17 protein-coding genes and 1 pseudogene are annotated in these 19,469 nt (G+C 45.9%); 1 reads left to right on the top strand and 17 read right to left on the bottom strand.

What is annotated here, in order from left to right; all coding sequences use genetic code 11:
• Positions 1–51: 51 nt before the first annotated feature.
• On the top strand, positions 52–1,140 hold the full coding sequence (locus tag AB4329_RS12090) for an alkene reductase (protein WP_102320396.1): 1,089 nt from the start codon (positions 52–54) through the stop codon (positions 1,138–1,140).
• A gap of 298 nt (positions 1,141–1,438) precedes the next feature.
• Here AB4329_RS12090 and rlmJ read toward each other — a convergent pair whose 3' ends face one another.
• The 17 genes and pseudogenes from rlmJ to AB4329_RS12005 all read right to left on the bottom strand — a co-directional run bounded on the left by rlmJ (position 1,439) and on the right by AB4329_RS12005 (position 19,395).
• Complete coding sequence (rlmJ, locus tag AB4329_RS12085) at positions 1,439–2,305, bottom strand: 23S rRNA (adenine(2030)-N(6))-methyltransferase RlmJ (protein ID WP_372138424.1); 867 nt, start codon at positions 2,303–2,305, stop codon at positions 1,439–1,441.
• A gap of 200 nt (positions 2,306–2,505) precedes the next feature.
• Positions 2,506–3,459 (bottom strand): protein translocase subunit SecF, encoded by a 954-nt coding sequence (gene secF / locus AB4329_RS12080; RefSeq protein WP_017061264.1) that lies wholly within the window; start codon positions 3,457–3,459, stop codon positions 2,506–2,508.
• A 2-nt stretch (positions 3,460–3,461) separates the two neighbouring features.
• On the bottom strand, positions 3,462–5,261 hold the full coding sequence (secD, locus tag AB4329_RS12075; protein ID WP_017061263.1) for a protein translocase subunit SecD: 1,800 nt from the start codon (positions 5,259–5,261) through the stop codon (positions 3,462–3,464).
• A gap of 173 nt (positions 5,262–5,434) precedes the next feature.
• The gene (locus tag AB4329_RS12070) at positions 5,435–5,899 is read right to left on the bottom strand and encodes a hypothetical protein (RefSeq protein WP_048610107.1); all 465 of its coding nucleotides are present in this window, start codon (positions 5,897–5,899) and stop codon (positions 5,435–5,437) included.
• Positions 5,900–6,177: 278 nt separating this feature from the next.
• Positions 6,178–8,952: a M16 family metallopeptidase gene (locus AB4329_RS12065; RefSeq protein ID WP_372138422.1), complete on the bottom strand. Its 2,775-nt coding sequence runs from the start codon at positions 8,950–8,952 to the stop codon at positions 6,178–6,180.
• Positions 8,953–9,190: 238 nt separating this feature from the next.
• A complete protein-coding gene (locus tag AB4329_RS12060; RefSeq protein WP_372138421.1) occupies positions 9,191–10,039 on the bottom strand; it encodes a LytR/AlgR family response regulator transcription factor in 849 nt (282 codons plus the stop codon).
• 72 nt (positions 10,040–10,111) lie between these two features.
• Positions 10,112–11,146 (bottom strand): sensor histidine kinase, encoded by a 1,035-nt coding sequence (locus AB4329_RS12055; RefSeq protein WP_229647565.1) that lies wholly within the window; start codon positions 11,144–11,146, stop codon positions 10,112–10,114.
• On the bottom strand, positions 11,146–12,438 hold the full coding sequence (locus AB4329_RS12050) for a hypothetical protein (RefSeq protein ID WP_372138420.1): 1,293 nt from the start codon (positions 12,436–12,438) through the stop codon (positions 11,146–11,148). Before AB4329_RS12050 ends, AB4329_RS12055 begins: the two co-directional genes overlap by 1 nt.
• Before the next feature lie 9 nt (positions 12,439–12,447).
• Entirely contained in the window at positions 12,448–13,230 is a 783-nt protein-coding gene (locus tag AB4329_RS12045; protein WP_372138419.1) for an outer membrane lipoprotein-sorting protein, read from the bottom strand.
• Positions 13,223–14,512 carry an ABC transporter permease gene (locus tag AB4329_RS12040; protein WP_372138417.1) on the bottom strand — a complete coding sequence of 430 codons (1,290 nt, stop codon included), beginning with the start codon at positions 14,510–14,512 and terminating at the stop codon, positions 13,223–13,225. Before AB4329_RS12040 ends, AB4329_RS12045 begins: the two co-directional genes overlap by 8 nt.
• Entirely contained in the window at positions 14,500–15,198 is a 699-nt protein-coding gene (locus tag AB4329_RS12035) for an ABC transporter ATP-binding protein (RefSeq protein ID WP_108117192.1), read from the bottom strand. The genes AB4329_RS12040 and AB4329_RS12035 overlap by 13 nt, the downstream gene beginning before the upstream one ends.
• A gap of 86 nt (positions 15,199–15,284) precedes the next feature.
• Positions 15,285–15,965: a hypothetical protein gene (locus AB4329_RS12030; RefSeq protein WP_372138415.1), complete on the bottom strand. Its 681-nt coding sequence runs from the start codon at positions 15,963–15,965 to the stop codon at positions 15,285–15,287.
• A 459-nt stretch (positions 15,966–16,424) separates the two neighbouring features.
• A complete protein-coding gene (locus tag AB4329_RS12025) occupies positions 16,425–17,300 on the bottom strand; it encodes an NAD(P)-dependent oxidoreductase (RefSeq protein ID WP_017070192.1) in 876 nt (291 codons plus the stop codon).
• Positions 17,301–17,312: 12 nt separating this feature from the next.
• Positions 17,313–17,477 (bottom strand): annotated as a pseudogene (locus tag AB4329_RS12020) (LysR family transcriptional regulator); the annotation flags it as partial.
• A gap of 161 nt (positions 17,478–17,638) precedes the next feature.
• Complete coding sequence (locus AB4329_RS12015) at positions 17,639–18,355, bottom strand: YebC/PmpR family DNA-binding transcriptional regulator (protein WP_010432326.1); 717 nt, start codon at positions 18,353–18,355, stop codon at positions 17,639–17,641.
• A gap of 96 nt (positions 18,356–18,451) precedes the next feature.
• Positions 18,452–18,661: a DUF3283 family protein gene (locus AB4329_RS12010; RefSeq protein ID WP_004732615.1), complete on the bottom strand. Its 210-nt coding sequence runs from the start codon at positions 18,659–18,661 to the stop codon at positions 18,452–18,454.
• Between the two features lie 182 nt (positions 18,662–18,843).
• Positions 18,844–19,395 (bottom strand): hypothetical protein, encoded by a 552-nt coding sequence (locus AB4329_RS12005; RefSeq protein WP_372138414.1) that lies wholly within the window; start codon positions 19,393–19,395, stop codon positions 18,844–18,846.
• Positions 19,396–19,469 lie beyond the last annotated feature (74 nt).

Genomic DNA, 19,469 nt, shown 5'->3' with positions numbered 1-19,469 from the left:
GACCACCGCACGCTAAATCAATCAATACATTACCGACACAAGGTAAATACCATGAGCAAATTATTCGAAACAGCAGAACTCAAAGATCTAGAACTACAAAACCGTGTGGTTATGGCGCCCATGACTCGCGCTCGCACAAGCCAACCTGGAAACGTGCCAAATGAAATGATGGCGACTTACTACCAACAACGTGCCAGTGCAGGGCTCATCATCACTGAAGCGACACAAATCTCAGATGACTCTCAAGGGTACTCATTCACACCCGGCGTTTACACAAGCGAACAAGTGAAAGGCTGGCAAGGTGTCACCTCTGCCGCTAAAGAACAAGGCGCAGCGATATTCTGCCAACTATGGCATGTGGGGCGCGTGTCTCATCCAACCTTTCAAAAAGGCGAGTTGCCGATTGCACCTTCAGCACTGGCTCCGGTAGAAACTCAGGTTTGGATCTCTGATGAGAATGGAAACGGCAACATGGTGGATTGCATTCAACCAAGAGAAATGACCCAAGCCGATATAGATCGTGTGGTTCAAGATTTTACTGAATCAGCAAAAAAAGCGGTCGAGGCAGGGTTCAATGGCGTGGAAATCCACGGTGGTAATGGCTACCTTATCGATCAATTCTTAAGAACTAATTCGAACAAGCGCACCGACAACTACGGTGGTAGCCGCGAGAACCGACTTCGCTTTCTAATCGAAGTGGTGGATGCAGTCATTGAAGCAATTGGTGCTGATAAGGTGGGCGTTCGTTTAGCCCCGTTCATCACCTTCAAAGACATGAACTGCCCAGACATCGTGCCAACGATTCTAGAGGCATCAAAGGCACTGCAAGCTCGTGACATCGCTTATTTGCACCTTTCAGAAGCCGATTGGGATGACGCACCGGTTATCCCTGAAAGCTTCCGAATTGAGCTAAGAGAGTTGTTCTCTAACACCATCATCGTCGCTGGCAGTTACACACCAAAACGCGCCGAAGAAGTGTTAAGCAAAGGCTACGCCGACCTTGTCGCATTTGGTCGCCCATTCGTTGCGAATCCAGATCTCGTTTCACGCCTACAAAACGGCAGTGAACTATCCGATCTTGATGGCGCCACTCTGTTCGGCGGCAACGAAAAAGGCTACATCGATTATCCAGTGTTGTAGTGAATCTTAAATTGATAGAACTGCCTTAGATTTTCCTTCAGGCAAAAGAAAGGCTCGCATGACTAGTGCGAGCCTAATGCAGTTTAGGGGGTAAACCACAATCTGATATTAATCTGGGACTAATTATTTAACTTATGAGCCATTATGCACTTGTGCGCATTGATATTCTATTTTTAAATGATTCACTGCAATTAATCAATCGATAAAAGTTAGCGTTTGGTCAATTTAAACCACATAGATAACAGTGGTTTAGTTAGTGATGTCTAGAAAACCATCATAAAACCCATAAAAATCAGATCTATAAGCTTCTCATTTGCCAGTAACCTTCACCATTAGTCGCGAGTTGGCTGTGTAAATAATCGAGCGTATCTGCGACCGTTCCCGCAATGCCTTGTGGGGGATTGAACAGCAACAAACCACTGCCGATCAGGCGATCATCACCCTTGGGATCTCGAAGGCGAAGCTCCGACTTAATCGGACTTGGTAGCAAGCCATCTTTCACCGCTGTCACGCAGTGGTTCAGAATCAGTGAGCTCTTGTCATCCGTGTAAAGCGGGTACCAAATGAGGGCTGATACCTTCTCAGACTGTTGATACGCCTTAACCAAGGCATCGATCACCGCGAGATATTCAGAATCGGTTTCATAGGGTGGATCGATAACAATCAGGTGATGGTTGTCGTGTTTTGCTATGTCGTCACGCAGTGCTTTCAAGCCATCGCCCGCGGTAATGGTGAGCTTACTTGAGACATCAAGATCGCGTTGCAGCTTCTCAATGTTGGTTTGTAATAGGTCGGCTTCATCTTGCTGAATGTCTGAAAAATAGAAGCTATCTTGGCTGCGGCCTTGTTGGTAGGTGATGGCTGCAGAACCCGGATAAAGAGAGATAAGTTGATTCGGATTGTAGTATTCCAGCACCGACATAAAAGAAGCAAATGCCGGAGGAAGATAAGCCTTGTTTCGCCACAAGTACCCGACCCCTTCAGCAAACTCACCAGCATGATTGCTTGGTGCAGTAGTGAGGTCATAACACCCGGTACCAGAGTGGGTGTCGATAACATTGAGGCGTGAATGTTGCTGCATTAATGACTGAACAAGTGCACTCAATACTGGATGCTTTAGCGCATCACCATGGTCGCCTACATGACATTGATGTCGATATTCCATTCCCTTGCCTCATTTCTACGAACGTCATCTAAACATACTTCATATCATGAGGGCTTGCCTACTCAATCCATCGTTTTTTGAAATAGGCTCTCTTTTCTGTAACTGTCTGACTCTTATAAAAAATAAAGCCCCTCGTTTTGTTATAAACGAGGGGCTTGTTGACGTTACTGACTAAGCCATACTGTTAACCAATAGAGAGCCTAAGGGTACTCACCCTCAACTTCTACCGGCGCTTTCACTTGGTAGTGACAAGGCTGTAGGCCAAGTAACTTAGGCAGTGTGATACCGACAGACACTGAAGACCACGTACCGCTGACAATACCTACAACCAGTGCAATCGCGAATCCTTGTAGTGCAGCACCGCCAAGTAGCCAAAGTGCTGATACGGTGATTAGCGTTGTGCCTGAAGTCACCATGGTGCGTGAGAAGGTCGCTTTAACCGATTCGTTAAGCAGGTTATCAGTGTCACCATTTGGATTACCACGCAGCATTTCACGAACACGGTCGGCAATGATGATCGAGTCATTCAACGAGTAACCCAAAATCGCCAACACAGCCGCTAACACAGTCAGGTTGAACTCGAACTGAGTAAAAGCGAACAGACCCAAGATAAGCGTCACGTCATAGATGATCGCGGCAAGGGCGCCGAGTGCTAAACGCCATTCAAAACGAACACTCAGGTACAGCATGATCATTAAGAAACACACCAATACCGCCAAGCCACCTTGGTCAACCATGTCTTGACCGACTTGAGGGCCAACCACGCTGCTGTTAAGCACTTTTACTTGGTCACTCACAGAAGACAAAGCATCCACTAAGTTTGGCTGTGGAGCGTCTGTCAGTTGGCTGTAACGGATTGTCCAGCGATCCTGTTCTGCCATACCAACCACTTGCACGTCTTGTTGAAAAGCCGTATCAAGTTTTGTTTTTAACGCATCTTTGGTTACTTGATCAGAGAGCTGAACCTCAGCAACCACACCGCCTGTGAAGTCCAAACCCCAGTTAAAACCTTTCACCGCCACCAGCATCACAGAGCTCATGAACAGCACAATAGATATCGCAGACATCACCTTACGAAGGCGAGTCATATTCTTATCCGAAATATAGCTATTTGAAAAATAGCGGTCTGAAATAGTCATTTTTGAAGTACTCATGCTTAAATCCTTACATCGTGGCGTTGGTCACGCCCCCAAACCAAATTGATGATCGCTCGTGAAGCAAAAATGCCCGTGAACATACTGGTTAGAAGACCTAAGCCCAGTGTCAGAGCGAAGCCCTGAATCGGTCCATTACCGATTGTGTATAGAGCCACAGCAACGATCATAGTGGTGACGTTAGCATCGAAAATTGACGAGAATGCGCTATCGAAACCACGATCGATAGAGCTAGCAAAGCTGCGCCCTTCTTTCATCTTGTCTCGAATACGTTCGAAGATAAGCACGTTAGTGTCTACCGCCATACCGACGGTCAGTACCAAGCCCGCAATACCCGGCAGAGTTAATACCGCACCCGGTAGCAAGGCAATCAAACCAAACAACGTGGTCATGTTAACCACCAATGCACAGTTCGCGACCCAACCAAGACGGCGATACCATAGCGCCATAAACGTGAGAGTAAGACCAAGGCCAAGTGCCAAAGCAGCAAAGCCATTGGTTACGTTTTCAGCCCCCAGAGACGGGCCAATGGTACGCTCTTCAATGATGGTAACAGGCGCTGTTAATGAACCTGCACGCAGCAGTAGAGCAAGCTCTTGTGCTTCTGCCATGCTGCCTGCACCAGTAATTCTGAAACGGCTACCCAGTTGAGATTGGATGTTCGCCACACTGATCACTTCACTGGTTTTTTCGCTGTTACCGGCTCTGTCACGGCTGTATTCGCTGTAAACGGTCGCCATTGGCTTACCGATGTTATGGCGAGAAAACTCAGACATTTTCTTACCACCAGAAGAATCCAGCGTGATGTTTACTTCTGCACTGCCCATCTCACCAATGCCACTGCGTGCATCGATAATGTGTTCACCGCTCAGCACCGCTTTACGAGCAACCACAACACGATTGCCATCTGAATCTTTCAGAGTTTGAGTATTGCGTGTTGCGTTGTCGTACACAGAGTAGAACGCTAATGAAGCCGTAGCACCAATCACATCTTTCGCGGCTGCCGGGTCTTGTACACCCGGTAATTCGATACGGATACGGCTTTCACCTTGGCGTTGAATCGATGCTTCAGTGATGCCTAGCTCTTCAATACGACTGCGCATGATCTGTAGGTTTTGTTGAACCGTTAGGTTGCGTAGCGTTCTTTGCTCTTCTTCAGACTGAGTTAACGTTAGCGATTTATCTGAACGGTCACGTTGCCATTGTGGGAACTCTTCACGAATCAGCTTTTGTGCTTTTTCGAAATCGGCATCAGTACGGAAGTTAAATTCAACTTGGTTGTTCACCACTTTACCGCGTGCATAACGCACTTGGCTGGTGATTTCATCGACCACAGATTGCGCTTGTGCGTGGTAAACCGGTTCCATGTCCACTTCTAGCAGGAACTGCACACCACCACGTAAATCAAGACCTAGCTGAATCGGCGCGAAGCCCATATCAGTCAACCATTTTGGTGCTGCTGGCTCCATCGCTAGCGCAACCGTCGCGTTATCCAATAGGCGCTCATTCAGAACCTCTTTGGCTTTCGCTTGTTGCTCTGCATCTTCCAAGATCACGACTAAACGGTTGTCTTTTTGAAATGCCGATTTAGCTTGGATGCCTTCGCTCGCAAGGTATTGGGTAATTTGACTCGCATCGATGGTCTGTTCAGAACGGTTGTTAATTTGAACCGATGCATTTTCGCCATACCAAGAAGGTAAAGCACTCAGAACCATGATGATGATAGTGGCGATAAGCACCACGTATTTCCACTTTGAGTAGTGGTTTATTTGTTTTCTTTGAATGCGTTTTTTCACAGTCAAGATCTCTTCTTTGAACTAATGTTTTGCGAACACGAGCAATGGCTAATCACAACCAGAACAAGCTGATTGAAAGATAGTGATGCTAAAGCTGATGTCGCTATGTTTGTTTTGGTTAATTGGCGAGTTCAACGGGCACAAGTGACCATCGATACGACCAATTTAGGGTCAAACGATTAGCTAAGAAGTTCTCGGAAATGCGAGTATTGGATGTTGCCCTCTTTCCACCCAGCAAGCCGGGAGGACGGAGAACTCACAATGCTGGTCCAGTGCTGCTTGGAATCCAACAACGGTGTGTTGAAAAGCAGAGAAGCCAGTAATGAAGGGGGAGAGAAGTCGATCAGTAGATGATAAGCAGGTTCAAGATCGGCCACGCTTTCTTGCTCGTTACTGAGCATACGTCTGAAGTTTGCTGCTTGAAGGCTTGATTCGGTGTCGTGATAGTTAGAACTGTCACCAGAAGGCACAGTGCCAAACTGAGCCTTATCGCACTCTAAGTAGCTTGACGGATTATCCGTAGCGGCTTGTTTACAAAGATCGTTTTGTGAAGATTGCTCTTGAGCCGAGTATATTTGAAATGGCTTAGAAGGAAACGAATAGCCGTTAGAATTCACTAAGCCAAAGCTCAGTAAAAACAACATTAAGACTAATCGGGTACCCAGTTTAAGCAATCTAATATCCAAACAACATTCTCGTAGATCGTCAATCTACAATACAAATGAAACGCTGTCTTGATTTAAAACATTTTTTTAGAAAATGATTCGATGCAACCGATTAAGCACCCTCGTAATTTAGATTTACATAGATCTAAAACGGCTTAACAACTGGTGATGGATAGATGTTATGAATAGTAGAAAAACAAGAAAGCCAAGCGGTGCTCGCTTAGCTTTCAGCTGTCTCTTTCTGTTGGCTTTAGGCTTTAGGCTTTAGGACGCATGATGTTCTTAACCTTACGGCTATCTTCACCAAAGATGCGTTGGACAAGTTGATTCATGTCTTCCACAGTAATCGACCTCGCCACTCGCTCAACTTGAGACAAAGCTTCAATATCGTAACCATGAAGTAAATAACGAGACAGGTACCATGCTTGGTCAATAGAGCTCATCTCGAGAGGGGTGAAGTCCGCTTCAAACTGTTTCACGACTGCGTGCATTTCCTTTTCAGAGACGCCTTGTAAAAGGTCTGCAATCACTTTATCGATCGCCACTTCGACTTGGTCAACGTTCTCCGGCGCTACCATCGCCCCGATAACCCATTCACCACTCAGCTCACTATCTGCGGATGCTGAATACGTATATGGCGAGTAATCTAAGCTCAACTCTTCACGAATATAAGCATCTAAACGAGCCGCCAGCAGTCGTTCTAGCAAGTTTTCCGTGAAGATATCTTTTGCCGTTACGCCTTGGTCGGTTTCGGCTTCAGGTTCAGAGATGACTCGTAAGATGTACTCTGCACTATTCACATTGTTGATCGCTAAATCAATGCGTGATTCAGATGGCTGCTTGTAAGCCACCTTAAATTCAGGAACCTCAGCTTTTTCTAATGGAATCGAAGCCAAGTATTGCTCAACCAAAGGCTTTAATTCACTTGGGTCGATGTCACCCACGATCACCAATTGGTTATGCCTCATTTGACCAAACAATTGCTGATGAAGATTAGCGACGTCTTCCACAGAAACCGCTTCAACACGTTCTTTATCAACAAAGAGGTGGCCACTGTCTTGACGATAGATATTCTGGTTTCTTGCGCGCTCAAACTGACCGACAGGGCTGCTCAAGAAAGATTCTTGACCTTGTACAAACTCCTGTTTCACTGCCTCTAACTGCTCGGGAACAATTTTAGGCGCAGTTATGAAGGTATAAAGCGCAGCAAACGTATCTTTAAGTCCGTCTTTATTGATATTAAATTCAATACCATGACGAGTATTACCAATGAAAGAATCGGCGCTAATATTTTCACGATCAAAGTACGCTAAAAGCTCAGAGCCCGTAAACTCACCGACACCACTTCGAGCGAAGGTAGGTAACGCAACCTCAACAGCTGGGTACAAGCTCGGATCCAAAGCGGCTTTTCCGCCGAGGCTCATGTACATCACCCCAACATCATCACCTGCCTCATAATCACGCAGGTACCACATGTCGATGCCATTGCTTAACGTCCACTTTTGGATGTATGGGTCAATAGACATTTGTTCAGCAAGTACAACCTCGCCTTGCGAGCTAGGTACAGCAAAGGCACTGGCTGTTCCAATCGCAAGCGGCGCAATTCCCGCCTCGCTATACGTGGTTTTTAAGCTATCTAGAGAGTTGATGACCGCAGTTCTGTCTTCATTGTCGTCCATCCCAATAACAATAAAGTAATCATCAGAAAGTAGATTCTTGATGTTGTCGTTAATCACTTCAAGGCTCAAGTTATCAATGAAAGCTTCCAAGCTGACTTGATAGTCTTTCTGTGATTGGACGATTCGATCTGTGACTAACGCACTCGCTTTGTAGTTCGCGTGTTCAACGCTATCCATTTTATCCCAGTCATGCTCGATGTTATCCAGCAAGTCTTGGTAGTAGTGCTGTTCGCCAACAATATCCGTTTCCGAAACACCAAAATCACGCAATGACGCCAATGTAGAAAGCAGATCTTGTTGGATTACTTCACGGTCTCCAGCCGGAAACCCAACACTTATTGCCGAATAGTGCAGAGCACCCATTCGATAGCCATCAGACGCTATCCATTGAGTCGGCAGCGCGGCATCATTAAATACTGCTTCTAATCGTTGTCGAATCAACTGTTGAGAGGTTTCATCTAACCAACGTTGATGCTGCTGAGCATGATTTTCAACTCTATTTAAACCTCGGTTAAACGTCAGAGTGATGCTTGGCGCTTCTCTTCCTGCGTACTCAACATAATCATCTTCATTGAATGAGGTCATTTTCTGTTTCTCTGGTCTCGGCGTATCGCCACGCTCCCAGCTAGAAAACTTTTCTTCAATAAGTGGAATCACAGTTTTGATGTCCACATCACCAGAAACGACCAGCTCAACTATTTGAGGTTGATACCAAGTCTGATAAAAGTTGCTGATGCCTTGAGGAGTAGCATTCACGATCGACGATTTAGTCCCTAATGCATCTTGCGATTCGTACGGGCCGCCTTCAACGAAGTAATCATAATATATATCTCCGAATGACTTATCATCGAGGCGAGCCATACGGAACTCACCAAGAACCACGCCTTTTTCTTTTTCGACTTCTGAACTTGATAGATCCAGGCCATCACCAATGTCACGCATCCACGTCAAAGCAGACTGCAATTGGATGTTATCTGGCAAATCTAACTGGTAGACCGTCTCTTCATAAGAAGTGTAGGCATTAATATCAGCACCAAAGCTAGCGCCTGCGTCTTCGAATAGACGAATCACATCGTTCTGAGAGAAGTTTTTACTGCCATTGAATGCCATGTGTTCCAAGAAGTGCGCGTAGCCTTCTTGTTGAGAAGTCTCTTGAATCGAACCGGCGTGCACGATTAAACGAACAGATACGGATTCTTCATGATCTGGATAAACATGATAAGTAAGGCCATTTTCTAGTTGGCCTGAAGTCCATGCCGGATCCGGCTGGATTGGCGTTTCGGTAGTTTTTGATGTTGAGCTACAGCCAACTAAGGTGAGGCATAGAGCCGTCGCTAAATAATATGTTTTCATAACAACCTCTTAATGTCATTCATCGACAATATACAGATTGAGCTAACGATTATTATTTAATATTGAACCTGATGAGTATCTTTGTGATCTGGATCTTTATTTTATAAATCACCAATCGTTATGTAAGATCGCTGTGCTCATTTAATAGGCATTTAGATAAGAGCCTATTAAATCGATTTTAGACTCGCTAACTACATCTATTTAAAATCAATAAGCTACATAAATTTCAGCCAGTTCTCTACATACCCTTAAACAACGCTTGCGAGGCACGGCTGATCGGTAGCTTTTCCCCTGACACATACGCCGACATCTGACCTGAGAGCCCTTTCTTCACCTTATCGATAGCAGACACTTTCACTACCACTGAACGGTGGATTTGCCAAAACTCATCAGGATTGAGTTGCGCTATCAACTCTTTTAGTGACACGCGAAGAATATACTCCTCTAGCGATCCCCCTTGACCCTTCTTAAATATAGACACGTACTTGTCTTCTGCTTTGAAGTAAGCGACATCATCGACGGCGATTAGGTGAATGTCTTCCCCTACACTGGCTTTGAGCCATGTGAGATACTTTTTCTCCGATAGATAAGGAGGCTGCGTTTGCTGTGACGTCGACTGGGATAGTTGTTGAAGCTGAGCTATTAACGCCGTGATATCGGGCTGTTCTGGCGTGGTACCTGTTTGTGTTTGATTGCTCGACAGACGCGCTTGCACCTTCAGGCATGTGGCCAGTAAACGCTCTTCATTGATTGGCTTAAGCAGGTAGTCCATCGCATTGTGATCAAAAGCTTTGACCGCGTATTCGTCATAAGCCGTGATAAACACAATCAATGGCGGTGAATCTAACTTGTTGAGTTGTTTCGCCAGAGAGATACCATCCAGTTCCGGCATACGAATATCGAGAAAAGCCACGTCGGGCTTAAGCTGCTGAATACTCTCCATCGCCTCCAAACCGTTTTGTGCTTTACTGACGATTTCTAACTCCGGCCAAACCTCAGCAAGGCTCTTGTCTAAGTGGTGCCTTAACAGTGCTTCATCGTCTGCGATTATCGCCGTTACGCTCGGCTGTACTGTTGGGTTGTTCATGGTTAGTCCTTTAAATTCACACTGTAAATCGTCTATTTTGCGTCACTGTTCGGTGTTTTCTGATCTGTAATTCTAGGCGGCTGCCTCAGTCAACGGTAACAAGATCGTCGAGACTACCCCGCCTTCAGCGTGTTCAGTAATCGTTAGGCTCGCCTTATCACCATACAGGGTTTCGATTCTTTGACGAATATTGCTTAACCCAACACCGTGACCCGTATTCGCAGAAGGCGTTTTCAACCCAGCGCCATTATCAGCCACTTCAATTTTTAGCTGCTGTGCTTGTTGAGTAATACGAATATTCACTTGGCCACCAGCGGCTTTGGGCTCGATGCCGTGCGTGAGTGCATTCTCGACCAAAGGTTGAATCAAGAACGGTGGAATCACCTGCAAATCGCTAATCTCGTGTGTTTCAATCGAGAACGTTAAGCGCTCACCCAAACGTATCTTTTGGATATTAAGATAAGCGTCTAACAAGTCGACCTCTTGTGCGATGGTCGATTGTTCAGTGCGGCTGTTTTTCAGAGTTACACGCAATAAGTCAGTCAGTTTTTCGAGCATCAACTTGGCTTTCGCGCTGTCACTCTCAATCAATACATTGATGGTCGCAAGCGTGTTGAACAGGAAGTGCGGCTCAATTTGGCTTTGCAGCTGTTTTAACTGGCTAAGTACAACGACCTTTTCTTGATCAGATTGGCGACGCTTCGCCACCTCTAATTCATTATCGGCACGTAGCTGCTGCTCTCTTGTGTAGAAATAGTAATAACAAACGGAACAAAAGATCACACCAAGCAGAATCACAGACTTAAGATCGGAAAGGTTAGAGCCGAAAAAGCCGTTCAACCAATAGTGTGCATTCAAGGTACCAAGGGTCATTGCAATCACCATTGATACCCCTACATCAAATGCCTTTGATTTCCTTTTGAATAGTTCAACCAACACAAACGAAGAGCCAACTGCGCTGTAGCCAAAGCCGAAGCTGATGGCCAAGTTAAGCGTAAACCCGCCTCCCCAAATCGTATTGGTTGTAATTGCAATAAGAACGCAAAATAGCGTAGTGAACGCGAAGCTTTTAATCCATGAAAAGCGACTGTTTGAAGAAGTGTCCATTAAAATCGTCCTTTGATATTTAAGAGAATCATATGACTATCGGGTAAGCTGGCGTAAGCAGAATCACTTTTACCGCCTAGAAAGCGTGCTGCAAGTTCCAAATCCAACGATGAATCGCCATTATCTAAAGCCTGATAATTGAGCCACTGAGTCGCAATAAAACCGCCATCTTGAGGAGACAACATCACATCGAATGTTGGCGTGATATCTTCAAGCCAACCATGTGTCGAATCCAAAGACCAATGAAACATGATGTTGTGTTGAACCAAATTGGCGTGTTGATAACCTTGAGCGTAAGAACCTGCCAACGAAGATGTCATCGGATTAACCGACAAAGACTCTGCACTTTCTATCGCGCTTTGCCACTCAGAATGACTCCACGCTCGGCTATCAAACCAGTATTCCAGCACCACATTGTGGCCGGTGTCATTGGCCCACGTTAATCCTGCTAACGCTTGATAAGCCTCGCCCTGCTCTTCAAGATAAACCGGTTTAAGCAGTAAGTTAGGCTGACTGTAGCCAAGGCTTTGTCGTTGATAGACCACCGAGCCATGAAACTCCCAAGCGAGGTTCAACACCGACACTAAACTCGCCCCAAGCAAGCCGTGACGTACATCGTCGTAATAAGCGACCCACTGATACTCGTGATCACCTACAAGATTGTAACGACGTAACCCAAATCCTTGTTGCTGGTTCTGCTTTTCGAATTCATTTACGTCTTGAGAAGTCCACGAAGAATCACTGTAAAGCAGTGTCCACTCGCCCGTCATATCGAACAGTGACGCCGAGGCCACACCCGCTCCCTCCTCTGCGACAATACCTACTGGGTTTTGTCTATACGGCTTGATGATGTCTAACGGTCGATAGCCATAACCCACGCCCCAATCCAAACGAACCTTGCCAAGCGTGACATCGAGGTAGTGGTCACCGATTACTGAATTCGACAGTTCAATACCACCTTGCCAAAACAACTCACGCACAATGAATTCAGACTCAAAGCTCGCGTCTTGTTGTTGAGGGTTATTGCTTAGAATATCGTTGGCTTTCACTGCGAACAGACCAAGCCAATTGCCATATCCAACCTCAAGATCCAGCAAGCCATTGAATGACTGACGATTATCAGATGGTAAAGGGCTGAATGGCGATTCTCTCGATTCGATGGCTTCTGCACTGAGTTGCCAGTCCCACGCCAAGCTCAGATCGTCCGCTTGAATCGTGTTACTCACACAAAACAAGGCAAGCAAAGTAGCGATTGAAGACTTGATGTGGAATCGGCGATTGGAAGCTTTCATGACGTCCACCTACAGCCCAGACACGCTGTTACGCGATAGGTAGGCAGGGTTGTAATATTTGTCTTCCAAGCTTTGTTCAATCACTTCGCGATACTCAATCACGGTTTTCTTACTCGGCTGAATCTTATCGAGCAAGGTCATCGACACCACTGTTGGCAGTCCATCACGCACGCCTTCAGCAAACCACGCTTGTTTCGCCAGCTTTCCTGAACGCAGATACAGATCCGCTTTAACTGGAAACGCTCGGTCAGCCGTTAACCACAGATCTATCGATTGATAGCTGGCACCCTTGGTTTTCGCAGCGAGCTTTAGGTGATGGGTATCAAGTGTCTCGCCTGTCGGCATCTCAACCTGTTGCACGGCAACCCATTCACCTTGGTAATCTTCGCTCCACGTCAGCGTTGAGATGTCCCCGACCGAAGCTTCGCCAAGCAGTTTTTGCATCGGTGTGATACGAATTGGGCGACGAGATTTCGGCATCAACAACCAATAGTTATCTTCTATCATCAGCATCTTTTGACCCGCCTCGACCGCCGACTTGAACACGACCAGCGACTCTCGGTTTGGTCTTGTGTAGACGTTGTATTCGCGGGTTTTGTCTAGTTGCTCGTCTTGATATAGCGCGACCAGAGATACCACTTTTGATGCCTGTTCGCTGTTCAAACGGTAGCTGTCTGCCTTAGCAATCATCTCGGTAACTTGCTGTGAATCGATAGCCCAGCTTGGTGCTGATGCTAGAGCCAAGACAAACGCAGAACCTAAAGCAGTGAGTGAACGAGTAAATTTATACATAAACCAGCGCCTCCGTGATTGGCTTATTTACGCCTTTGCGAGCAGAGAAATAAGCAGCCAGCAAACAGATCGTCAGCACACCTAAAGTGGCGTAACCAACCAATTCTAATGAGAAGTAAATGTTGAGTGGGTAACCTTCGGTTCTTCCCGGAGGTGGTGGCATTTGCACATCAATCACCAGCAACAACACCGACACTAAACCACTCACTAGTGCGCCTATCGCACTGCCAATCACCGCCAGTAAGCCCGCCTCTTTTAGAAAACCCGCCACGATTTCAGATGGGTAACTGCCGAGTGCCGATAAGGTGCCGATTTCACGAGTGCGTTCCGTCACCGACATGGTCATGGTGTTGAACAGAGACACAAACACTACCAATGCCATCACTGCGCCCATGATGCCGAAGATACGGTCGTAAAGGTCTTTAACCTTGGTGTAGAAAAACGCGCGATCTTGCCATGGGGTGATCTCAATATCTGAGCCTTGTTGACCAACTTGCTTATCCAAAGCCAATTGGATACGTTGTTGAACCGTAGAAGTCTCGTTGGTTTCAAAAAGAAATACCGACAAGGTGCTGACTTTATCTGAAGCCAAAAGCTCTTGGGCAGTGGTGATGTGTACGTATAACTGACGTTTGTCTAGCTCAGGAACACCAGTCGAGTAGATACCCTGAACCTTAAAATCGAAAGCGTTGAGAGCGCCATCACTGGTAGTGGCAAGCAGAGTTACCCAATCACCAACGGCCACTTTGAGGTTACGAGCAAGGTCGGTTCCGAGCATCACTTGTGGCTCTTGGCTGTCGTATCTTGGTGATTTCACATCCGAGAGGGTTTGACCGCTGCGCACGTCAAGGAAAGGTCCTTTCATGTCGAACTCACGCTCATTAACGCCCGTTCCCATAAAAATGGTCGACTTACTGCCATTAGAAACCAAGCCACTAAAATAGACTCGCGGCTGCACACCACGCACATCACTATCGCCAATGATGCTCTTGGTTAGCGCTTGAACATTATCGAGACCATTGCTCAGCGGCATGTCTTCATCTTGCTCAAAATAACCCGGTGTGCTCAAAGTAAGATGACCAGTATCGCGCGCGGTCGATTCTCTCAAAGATTCGTAGGTATAAAGTCCGTAACCACCGGCACTGGTGAGTGCGAAAACCGCAATCGCGATAATCAACACCGAAAGCAAACTACGACGACCGTTTCTTAATAAGTTAAGCCAAGCCAAACGCATCGAAGTTGGAAGTAAAAGCGTGCTCATTCTTTGTGTTAACTTGCCCATGAGATAGCCTCCGTTGCTGTGACTTGTGGCGCCAGTTGGCCGTCGATAAGTTCAATCACTCGATCGCAGCGCTGCGCCATTCTTGGGTCGTGCGTTGCGACGATAAAAGTCGTGCCCATTTCGTGGCCGAGCTCTTTCATAATGTCGATCACAAGGTTGGCGGTGTGGCTGTCTAAGCTAGCGGTCGGCTCATCGGCAATCACCAAGCTTGGGTTATGGATAAGGGCTCTAGCTATCGCAACACGTTGCTGTTGGCCGCCTGAAAGGTTGTCTGGGCGATGATGAACGTAATCCCCCAATCCAACACGCTCCAGCATATGTTGTGCTCTGGCCTGTTGCTCTTGTTTCGAGCATTGGTTCAACATCAATGGGTAAGCGACGTTTTCAAGCGCTGTCATAACAGGAACCAGATTGAAGCGCTGAAAGACAAAACCCAACGACTGACGACGAAAACGTGAAGCGGCGATTTGCTCTGTCGGATACGCTTTTCCATCAATATTGATCTCGCCTCGGTAATCCATATCCAACAATCCAAGAATATTCAAAAGTGTGCTTTTGCCAGAACCTGATGGCCCACATAACGCCACCATTTCACCACGTTGGATATGTCCATCGACCCCGTTTAATGCATCAACACGTTGACCGCCCGTGACATATGCTTTGCCGATATCTTTAAATTCAATCATTTCGTTGTCCTCCGCTGACCCATAATTTTTAAGCGTTCGCAGTTGTTAATGAGCTTGAGTAAACCGCTATTTAGCATTCGCAGCTGTTATTTGGCTTTCGCTATTAGGGCTTTAGCCGTCATTGTCTCGATGTTGCCTGCATCGGTGTTTTCCATTTTTTCAAGCCACACCTGTGCTTGCTCCAAGTCTTCAGCACGAATCGATGCGGTAATGGCGTAACGGTAAATCCACGAGGTCGCAGCGAAATGTTGTTGTTGGAAATCATCTTCCGCGAGTAACGAGAGGAACAAGTCATAACCACGATCGAAATGGTTAAACATGTCTGGCAGAGAGGTGTAAGTAACGGCGGCCATTGCGCGAGTTAGGTAAGAATCTGGCAGCCCTTGAACACGAGGTTGCTCATGAATCGGTTGGTCTTCGTCTTTAAGCAGCACCAGTGATTTATCAATGGTTGATAAGCCTTTCTCCACATACTTCATCTTGTTCCAAGGTAAGAACGCATCACGCCCCATCAGGGTTTCTGTGCTTCCGAGGTAAACCAAGGTCAGTGGTGTCGCTCCGTCTTGTTGTAAGGTTTCGTTAAGGCGTTCATACGCCACCTCAACCAAATCTTCATTGCCTTGCGCGGCTTGGTTATAGATATCGAGCACGTCTGAACTCGGGTTGGCCTGCACCAAAGTGGGTGCGAATGAAACAAGTGCAATCAGTAATGAACGCTTAAGCAGAGAAGCGGTAGAGCCTGAATTAAATGAGTGTGAAGTAGTCATAATTTCTAATCCCTTTCAAATGTTGACGTTGAAAGGTTAACTAGAATTTGTCGCGCAGTTTTACCAATGCGACGAATGGTAATAATGAGGAGTGAATGGTTGAGAGGCGGTGTGAGTGGGGTCTCAACCTTATAGGAACTAGACGAACACTATTCGCATAATTAGCCATAGTTACCTCCCCCTCTAACTCCCCCTCAATCTGGGTTCATCAATATCTCTAGATCTTTAGCAGAGGGGGAGAACTTTCTTTAGCACTGAACATATATCGACACTTTTAACGATCGATGTTCTATTCCTCCCCTCTCCACGATCAGCAAGGGATCTACATATGAATCAAGGGGAGGCTAGGAGGGGATTTATTTTGGATTAACGCACTCGGCAGAGCTCAAACCAAAAAATAGCCGCTAATCCGCGGCTATTTTTAGTTATCTAAACGAAGTTCCTATTACTTCGATCTTTCTACTTCTTTGTCTCTTCAACCACGGCTTTCATCAATACTGATGTATCCATGCGGCCTTGTCCTTCGGCAGACAGTGCCTTGTAGGCGTTGTTGGTCTTTTCAGTCAGTGGAAGCTGGATGCCTTGGCGCTCAGCTTCATCTAGACAGAAACCTAAGTCTTTGATCATCCAATCAATTGCAAAGCCAAAATCGAACTTGTCTTGTGCCATTGTGGTAGCACGGTTTTCCATCTGCCATGAGCCAGCAGCGCCGTTTTTAAGGCAATCAACCAGAGTTGGGATATCCAAACCTGATTTTTCAGCAAGCACTAAGCCTTCAGATAAGCCATTCAACACTCCTGCAATGCAGATCTGGTTAACCATTTTCGCGCGTTGGCCTTGGCCGACTTTACCCATAAGAACTGACGACTTACCGTAAGCTTCGAACACAGGTTGAAGGTCGTTGAAAAGCGCTTGTTCGCCACCACACATGATGGTTAGCACGCCATTTTCTGCGCCCGCTTGGCCACCAGATACAGGTGCATCCATAAAGCGAATACCGGCTTGCTTCGCTGCCACTTCAAGCTCTTCAGACAGAACTGCAGACGTTGTAGTGTGATCGACAAGAATCGCGTTTGGCTTCATCGCTGCCAATGCGCCTGTTTCGCTGGTTGTCATGCTGCGTACGTCGTCATCGTTACCCACACAAACCAATACCACGTCAGCTTCCGCTACACATTCAGCCACAGATTCTGCCGCTTTACCTTGGTGTTTATCAGCCCAGTCTAGCGCTTTACTGTGAGTGCGGTTAAATACCGTTACTTCAAAACCGGCTTTGACTAGATGGCCTGCCATAGGGAAACCCATAACGCCTAGCCCGATAAAACTTACTTTCATTTCTTTCTCCTTTTATTTGACCAAACCATCGCTATGAAAAGATCGAACACTCTCAATCAATGCATCAATAAGCAGGGTCAAAGCCTTTGGCTGATATTTTCTTTCTTTGTACACTAAATACGCTTGGCGATCACCCCGATGATACTCAGGGAGTACTTAAATCAGATTCATGTCGGGATAAGACGAACAATATAATGAAGTTCAGCGATAAATCGCGACCAGAGAACGCTTTGTCAGCCGTACATTATGGAACGATGATCAAGGAAAATCAGGTATAACGTTCATAAAAAAACCGAGCACTAGGCTCGGTTTTTTAATAACTTTTGTTACTGTAAAGATTACAGCTCAGCGTTGTGGTAAACCTGCTGAACGTCATCACAGTCGTCAAGCATGTCTAAGAACTTCTGGAATTTCTCAGAATCTTCTTCAGCTACTGGCGTAGTTGTTTGAGGAACGAAAGTGATTTCCTCAACGTCTAGCGTTAGCTCTGGGAACGCAGTGTTTAGTGCAGTCTTCGTTTTGAAGAACTCAGTCGTTGGAGCGAATACAGTGATTACACCGTCTTCTAGCTCAACGTCAGTCACGTCTACGTCTTCCATCATAAGCGTTTCTAGGATGATCTCGTCATCTTCGCCTTTGAACTGGAATACAGCTTGGTGAGCGAACATGTGAGAAACAGTACCTTCAACACCGATTTTCGCGCCAGTCTTAACGAAACATTGGCGAACGTCTTGGAAAGTACGGTTGCCGTTGTCAGTTAGACAGTCAACGATTACGCTTGTGCCACCTGGGCCAAAACCTTCGTAGCGAGCTGGTTGGAAGTCTTCACCGCCGCCGCCGTTCGCTTTATCGATCGCTTTTTCGATAACGTGTGCTGGTACTTGGTCTTTCTTCGCTTTAGCAATCAGGTGCTTAAGAGGTAGGTTCATGTCTGGGTCAGAGCTGCCGTTCTTAGCCAGTACGTAAATCTCTTTACCGTATTTAGAATAAACTTTAATTTTTGCGCCTGCAGTTTTCGCCATTGAGGCCTTGCGCACTTCAAAACTTCTTCCCATCGGGATCTTCTCTCTGATTCAATTAACGGTGCAAATTCTAGCAAATTACTGTGTCATTTCAATTCTACAGCACTGCTGGGCAAGGTTTGTCTGCGTTTATGCGACACCCATTACCCGTTTGTATTTTTCTACAGACTGATCAAACCAAGCCTTTTCTTCTGGGTCACCTAGCTTCATTGCTTCTTCAACAATGGCTTCAGGGCCACATTTCGCTTGCTTCAGTTTCCATACAAGAAACGATGCTTGCTTATCCAGTTCGATTTTATTTTTCTCGCTGGGTGGAAGGAGTGAAAGGTTGATAGACATTGCTAGCCTTCGTCTGTAATACACTTGGCCGAGAAATATATCATAGAGCAGCCTCATAAAACCAATACTATGAGCAATAGTGGGGATTGTAGGACGAGAAAGCAGCAAGTCGCTGATGCAGGTCAAGCTAGGTTTGGAAAGAGTGTTCAACCAACGAGCAACAACAAACAAAAAAATACGTTTTACAATATACCGTTGTAACTAATAGGGCTTGTGTCTATACCAATATCTTTACGAATTTCATTAATCAACAATAATGCAAGCTGCCGAATCTCTATCCATTCATAGTTTGATTTGCCATGAGAAACTAATAATAGATGATCAATAAGCTTATCCTGTGCGTCCATTACCCCTTGAGGAGCTAACATTCCGAGATAACCATAGAGCTTCAAACGATCTTTATTAAAACTTTCGAGAGCATGTTTAGCCTCTTCTGGGGATAACGTTCTAGAGTAATGGGCATCAAACGCAGCAAGCATTTCAGATACCGTATCCATGACCATACGGTATATAACGGTTTTGTCTGTATGGAGATTAATTAGTTTGTTTTTAGCCTGATCCAAATCTACCTTCGTAGCTTCTAGATCCTCAGCAAGTTTATGTCTTTCTTCGTCTAAGATCCTTTGAGCCCAAACCTTTCCTAGCCAACTCGACAAACCAAAAATAATGACGCCCGCAGACCCAACAGAGGCTAAGAAACCTGTCGAAATTTTAAAGATGCTTTCCCAATCCATCAAATACCCTGTTTTAATAAAAGAGGTTAGATGAGTAGCATAACATTATTTAATAATATCAATTAGTAATACAT

This window comes from Vibrio sp. 10N.261.54.A5, from assembly GCF_041471145.1.
GTDB lineage: Bacteria > Pseudomonadota > Gammaproteobacteria > Enterobacterales > Vibrionaceae > Vibrio > Vibrio crassostreae_C.
This window is presented reverse-complemented; position numbering and strand designations above follow the sequence as displayed.